The 5,704-nt window shown below is 41.1% G+C and carries 4 protein-coding genes; 2 read left to right on the top strand and 2 right to left on the bottom strand.

Translation table 11 applies throughout. The features are described from left to right. Nucleotides 1–388: 388 nt before the first annotated feature. Nucleotides 389–1,204: an HAD-IIA family hydrolase gene (locus HUJ21_RS12030; RefSeq protein WP_291370092.1), complete on the bottom strand. Its 816-nt coding sequence runs from the start codon at nucleotides 1,202–1,204 to the stop codon at nucleotides 389–391. A gap of 445 nt (nucleotides 1,205–1,649) precedes the next feature. After that, nucleotides 1,650–2,750: a pectate lyase gene (gene pelA, locus HUJ21_RS12025; protein ID WP_291370090.1), complete on the bottom strand. Its 1,101-nt coding sequence runs from the start codon at nucleotides 2,748–2,750 to the stop codon at nucleotides 1,650–1,652. Between the two features lie 232 nt (nucleotides 2,751–2,982). Here pelA and HUJ21_RS12020 point away from each other — a divergent pair, with 232 nt between their 5' ends. Beyond that, a complete protein-coding gene (locus HUJ21_RS12020) occupies nucleotides 2,983–4,359 on the top strand; it encodes a cytochrome ubiquinol oxidase subunit I (RefSeq protein ID WP_291370088.1) in 1,377 nt (458 codons plus the stop codon). Between the two features lie 7 nt (nucleotides 4,360–4,366). After that, entirely contained in the window at nucleotides 4,367–5,404 is a 1,038-nt protein-coding gene (cydB, locus tag HUJ21_RS12015; RefSeq protein ID WP_291370086.1) for a cytochrome d ubiquinol oxidase subunit II, read from the top strand. The last annotated feature ends 300 nt before the right edge of the window (nucleotides 5,405–5,704 follow it).

The raw sequence follows: 5,704 nt of genomic DNA, 5'->3' as shown, positions 1-5,704 counted from the left end.
GAATGCGCAAATAGCTCAAAGAATTTGGTGCTTCTCTAAATTTTTTTCAACCGGGTCCCTATTGTGCCTGCGGTGCCTGAGCCTGTCGGGCTGAAATAAACTCAGCCTAAAAAGGCAGCTTCTCGGACTGAAAAAAATCCGTCTAAAAAGTCAGCCTGTCGAAGGCCAGAAAATTCTTCTATCTATTAGTCATTTCATTGACCCTTGCCATTCCTTTCAATTCCTGTTTTTTTACAGGGATAAGTATAGTGAAAATTAAACTCAATGAGTAACTGCAATTTCCAGGTATTGAGAAATAAAAATACCGGAAACCCAGTTCCCGGTATTTGAAAATTCACCCGCATATGCCCTGAATAAGGCAAAAATCAATAAAAAATAAACGGCTTTATCATTGGCTTAAAACCATTTCCCCATCAACGATCCTGTCAAAAATTTCAGGGTTCATCAAATCATTGATGCTGTCAATAATATGGTCCGGGCCATAGGCGAATTCAGGAAGCTCCGCTCTTTTGGTGGAGCCTGTGAGGGTGAGCACGGTCCTGAATCCCATCTGTACACCCCCCAGGATATCTGTTTCCATGGTGTCTCCAATCATGATGGTATTGGCTGTTCTGGTTTCCAACTCTGCTTTGGCGATCCGCATCATCACAGGGCTGGGTTTGCCTGCACTAAAGGCTTTTTTACCAGTCGCCAATTCGATCATGGAAACAAATGCACCACATCCCGAACGAATGGAATTGTTGGAGCTGGGACAATAGGGGTCCAGATTGGTGGCTATTAATTTGGAGCCGTTCATGACCATGTTGATGGCTTTGTCTACTGATTCGAGCATGATGGTCCTGCCCTCACCGATCACAACATAATCTGGCTCATCGTCCACAATTGAATATCCATTCTGATGCAAGGCCGTCAATAACCCCCCTTCACCAATAACATAGGCCGTGCCTCCGGGCTTCTGTGAAGCCAAATACCTGGCTGTGGCAATGGCACAAGTGAAAATATGTTTTTCCTGCACGTCTATGCCCATTCTATGCAGTTTGGCCACCACATCCCTGCAGTTTCTCTGACTGTTATTGGTAAGAAACAAAAAGGGATAATTCTCCCTGATGAGTTTCTGAATAAATTCTTTCGCTCCGGGTATTAATTCACCTCCACGATAAATTACCCCATCCATATCGATCAAAAATCCAATATCCTTTTTCATGTTGCTGTGCGTTTTAGGATTAAATTCAAAATTATATAATATTCAATGAAAATTAAAGATATTTACCAATAAAATAATTAATATTAATTTAAATTAACAATTAGGTAATAAAAACGTTTTTTAGTAATAAAAAATGAAATACGAATATTTTTTCTGTCGAAATTAATAAGCAGAAAAAACAGATGGGAATATGGAGTAATCCTGGAAATGCAAGGGATGTGTGGATGAGGATGATCAATGGATACACCCGGGTAGGAATATGGCTTAAAAATTGTTGCATCTATAGGAATTCTACAGGATTTTATTGACCAAAACAAATGGACCAGTTCACTGTCGGTTTTCAGATTGGCCTTGCCCAATATATTTATTCTATGTGTCCGGGCCGTTTCCTACCGGATATGCAAAGTTTCAGGGATTTTTCTGCTGGAAAACCTTTTACCCATGCTCACTGTCTGTGCTTCCAATCGGGATAGTCACTCTCCAGTAACCCGGCAGCATAGGGACCCAGGTAACTGTACCCTACCCTCCTTTCATGCTCAATCTCTTCAAGTGAATACCGCACGATGCTGTCCCTGCCCACAAACATGGGGCGGTTGGTGCCAATTTCATAAAACCTGGCCCACAAGGGTCCTGCATCTTTATCTTCCACAACTACCCGGTCGTATCCTCTGGGCAAAGTTTCATCATCTATCTGCACCAGTTTTATACCCTCCAGTTTCACTGCTTCAAACCAGGCTATCGCACTTTCTATGGCTTTGACTACTTTCGGATCAGGGTTTTCTATGGTCATCAGGTACCTGACAATACCCACACTTTCTGAGCCGCTGATGGAGGGCAATTCATAGGCCCTGGCCTTCGCCGGGCTGAGGTCATCTTTATCATACTGGGCACACCAGGCAGTAAGGGTTCCATCTACTTTGATTTGGGTTCTCAAAATAATTTCCAGCCCTTTTTCAATGGCTTTTTGGGCCCGTCGTTTTCGATCCGCATTTACGAAATCATAGGGTTTCTTGCCATCAGCCACAATCCTGAGCAGTTTCATGACTTGAATCATGGCCCCGTCATTAAATGTAATGTGTTCATAATATCCCTTTCTGATGGGATAGTATTGAGGCCAGCCCCCATTCTCATACTGGGCATCCATCATGTAGTCCAGGGCTTTTAAGACTGCCTGACTAAATCGGGGGTCCTTTGTCTCACGGTAAGCTTTTGATAAAAATGCTACCTGAATAAAGCCTGCATCATTGTCAAGCGTGGCACCCATATTGGATGATTTATCCTTTTTGAGTTGACTTTTTTCTTCCTCACTGAGCTGCACGGACATGTCAATGTTTTTGTACCAACCACCAATATCCTTTTGGTGCAAGAGCATGTTTTCAGCAATTCTTATCGCTGCTTCACTTCCATACCAGGTGTCAGGTTGTTCATTGATTCTTTGCCAGGGCACTTTTTCTTTGTTTTGGGCAAAAGTGCTCATGGCTTGGACCATAAAAAGCAACATTAAACTGATTTTTATATAAAGATTATTTTTGGGTAAAGAATTCATGGAAATTTTGGTTTTTAATGGGGAATGTTGCAAGCTTCGTCATACAACTACATCAGTAAAATAGCAGAAATTAAACGAGAAAACACAAATTATTAAAAGTAACTATTATGTGAGTTGGGTCACCTTTAACTTCTTATATTTGAACTAGTCTTGAGAACAGTCCGAATCTTTTTGAAATGCTTTCTTTTCAAAGTGCAGGGCGGAAATTATCATACCCATTAATAAATGTATCATGGATGTTGAAATTTTATCTCGTATTCAATTTGCCTTTACCATAGCATTTCATTATATCTATCCCCCTTTAAGTATTGGTATAGGACTTTTAATGGTTGTTTTTGAAAGCATCTATTTACGTACAAGAAAAAAGGAGTATGAAGTGCTGGCCAGGTTTTGGACCAAGATTTTTGCCATCACCTTTGGCATAGGTGTGGTCACGGGGATTGTCATGGAATTCGAATTTGGCACCAACTGGGCTACCTATTCACGTTATGTGGGAGACATCTTTGGTAGTGCACTGGCAGCGGAGGGTATTTTTGCCTTTGCTTTGGAAAGCAGTGCCCTGGGGGTATTATTGTTTGGGTGGAACCGGGTCAAACCATGGGTGCATCTGTTAGCGACATGGGCTGTGTTTTTGGGATCTATGTTTTCTGCGGTATGGATTGTAGTGGCCAATTCCTGGCAACAAACTCCGGCTGGTTACCATATTGTTGGTGAAGGAATGCGTGCAAGAGCAGAAATTGTGGATTTTTGGGCCATGGTTTTTAATCCTTCGTCGGTAGACCGCCTTTCCCACGTCTGGCTTGGTGCCTTCCTGGCGGGAGCTTTTTTGATCCTAAGCGTACATGCGTATTACATTATCAAAGGCCGTTTTGTTAATATGTCTGAAAAAGCTTTTAAAATCACCCTGGTAGTTGCTGCGGTTGCATCCCTGGCTCAATTATTTACCGGGCATAGTTCCGCTGAAAGCGTTGCCGTAAACCAACCGGCTAAGCTGGCCGCCATGGAGGGTCATTTTAAGGAAGCAGCACCTGCCGATCTCTATTTATTTGGATGGGTAGATAAGGAAAAGCAAGAAGTAACAGGACTTAGAATTCCGGCAGGGCTTACCTTTATGCTGCATCAGGATTTTGAGACCTCTGTAACGGGCCTCAATGCTTTCCCAGAAGAGGACAGGCCTTCCCAGGTCAATGCTATTTTCCAATTTTACCATTTGATGGTAGCCATAGGAATGTTTTTGATTGCCTTGAGCATTTTTGGATTATGGCAGTGGAGCCGTGGAAAATTATTTGACAAAAAATGGCTGATGTGGACCTTTGTTTTCACTGCTATATTACCTCAATTGGCCAATCAGTTTGGTTGGTTTGCCGCTGAGATGGGTCGGCAGCCTTGGGTAGTTTATGGTTTGTTAAGGACATCAGAGGCTCTTTCGAAAAGTGTGCAGGCCAACCAGGTTTTATTTTCTTTGATCTTATTCTTTATCGTTTACACCATACTCTTTTTACTGTTTATTTATTTGATGAACAAAGCCATAAAAAAAGGACCGACGAGCGATATTGATTATAATGAGGGCAGTTTAAATGATGAAATTTCAAATGTAATTTCAAAATAATAATCGAATGGAAACCTTACTCGGAATAGATTATCCCACCTGGTGGTTTTTAGTAGTTGGAGGACTTTTTTCCGGATATGCCATACTAGATGGTTTTGACTTCGGAGCGGGGGCGTGGCATTTGTTTTTTAAAAAAAACAGTAGCAGAGAAACGGCTTTGAAAGCCATTGACCCTACCTGGCATGGCAATGAGGTGTGGTTGGTAATAGGCGGCGGCACTTTGTTTGCTGGTTTTCCTGTATTTTATGGAACGCTTTTTTCTGCCATGTATACCCCATTTATCCTTTTTTTATTATTCATTATTTTCAGGGGAATTTCTATCAAATTCAGAAATATGGAAGAGATGGCCTGGTGGAGAAAAATGTGGGATTGGGGATATTCCATATCCAGCATCATGCTGGCTTTTTTACTGGGTGTGGTATTGGGCAATATCCTTAATGGCATGCCGCTTGATGAAAATTTCGAATATACGGGCCGTGGTTTCTTCGAATTTCTTAATCCATTTTCTATACTGGTAGGGACAAGCAGTCTGGCTCTTTTTATGATGCATGGTGCCATATATCTATTGTTGAAAACCGAGGGACGACTCTATCAAAGGGTAGAGGGTTTCTTGAAAAAAGGAATGGCCTTTTTTATCGTTTCTTACCTCATTACCACTGCATATGGCTTTTATTATCTGGAGCACTTGTTGGATGTTTTTTTAGAAAATAAAATCTTGTTTGTGGTGCCACTTCTTGTGTTTCTGAGTATTGCCAACGTACCAAGACTTGCGAGTAAGCAGCAATATGGCCGGGCATTTATTTTTACCAGTCTTACCATTGCATTATTGCTGGTAATCGTTGCTTTTGAACTCTATCCAAGGCTATTGTGGTCCAATTCCATTGAGGAAAATAGTATTACGATATACAATGCAGCTGCTTCCACCAAGACGCTAAAAATAATGATGGGTTTCGTAGCTGTTGGAGGTCCGCTGGTGCTATTGTACAGTTATTTTGTCTACAGGACATTTTGGGGTAAGGTGGATTCGAATGCTGAAGGATATTAAAGACTTGAAATAACTCATTAATTATTCCATTAAAAAAATAACAACCAACAGTATTTTTTGCAGCCTCTCGATTGTCTTTTATGCAATTAAATGAGCCATAAAATAAATAAAATGTAAAATTTAATCATTTTTATTCTTTTATTTTTATTAAACCAACTTCTTTGTTACCTTTGAAACATCAAATAAAGACAAACGGTCTTGATCTGGTAAAGAAGCTTGCTTCTGAAATCCGGGATATTTGACGGATACTGTAGGATGATGAAACTGGCAGACATGCCCTCCTGTCTCGGGGGTGGAGGT

The sequence above is a fragment of the Cyclobacterium sp. genome (genome assembly GCF_014762705.1).
Taxonomy (GTDB): domain Bacteria; phylum Bacteroidota; class Bacteroidia; order Cytophagales; family Cyclobacteriaceae; genus Cyclobacterium.
Note: the sequence above shows the minus strand (reverse complement) of the source record. Positions and strands in the feature narration are given on the sequence as shown.